The organism is Streptococcus oralis subsp. dentisani, assembly GCF_002096335.1.
GTDB lineage: Bacteria > Bacillota > Bacilli > Lactobacillales > Streptococcaceae > Streptococcus > Streptococcus oralis_Z.
Map to the genome: position 1 here is coordinate 1 of NZ_NCUW01000005.1, position 782 is coordinate 782.

A 782-nucleotide genomic window follows, 5' to 3' on the forward strand; every position below is an offset into this window, starting at 1 on the left:
ACGTCAGCGAGCGTATCTGCTTCAACGAGTGCTTCAGTAAGCGCAAGTACGTCAGCGAGCGTGTCCGCCTCAACCAGTGCCTCAGTATCAGCAAGTACATTGGCGAGTGCGTCTGCCTCAACCAGTGCCTCAGCATCAGCAAGTACATCAGCGAGCGTATCAGCCTCAACGAGTGCTTCAGTTTCTGCAAGTACATCTGCAAGTGCTTCAGCTTCAACAAGTGCTTCAGCAAGCGCAAGCACGTCAGCGAGCGTCTCTGCTTCAACGAGTGCTTCAGTAAGTGCAAGCACATCTGCAAGTGCGTCTGCTTCAACAAGCGCTTCAGTTTCTGCAAGTACATCGGCAAGTGCTTCAGCTTCAACAAGTGCTTCAGCAAGCGCAAGTACGTCAGCGAGTGCGTCTGCCTCAACGAGTGCTTCAGTAAGCGCCAGCACGTCAGCGAGCGTATCTGCTTCGACCAGTGCCTCAGCATCAGCAAGTACATCAGCGAGTGCGTCTGCCTCAACCAGTGCTTCAGCATCAGCAAGTACATCAGCGAGCGTATCTGCTTCAACGAGTGCTTCAGTATCAGCAAGTACATCAGCGAGCGCATCTGCCTCAACCAGTGCCTCAGTAAGTGCTAGCACGTCAGCGAGTGCGTCTGCTTCAACGAGTGCCTCAGTAAGTGCAAGTACATCAGCGAGCGCATCTGCCTCAACCAGTGCCTCAGTAAGTGCTAGCACGTCAGCGAGCGTATCTGCTTCAACGAGTGCTTCAGTAAGTGCAAGCACATCTGCAAGTGC

The 782-nt window shown here is 53.5% G+C and carries 1 protein-coding gene; it reads right to left on the minus strand.

The features are described from left to right. On the minus strand, positions 1-782 hold a 782-nt coding region (locus B7709_RS10150), incomplete at both ends, for a hypothetical protein (RefSeq protein WP_275655626.1).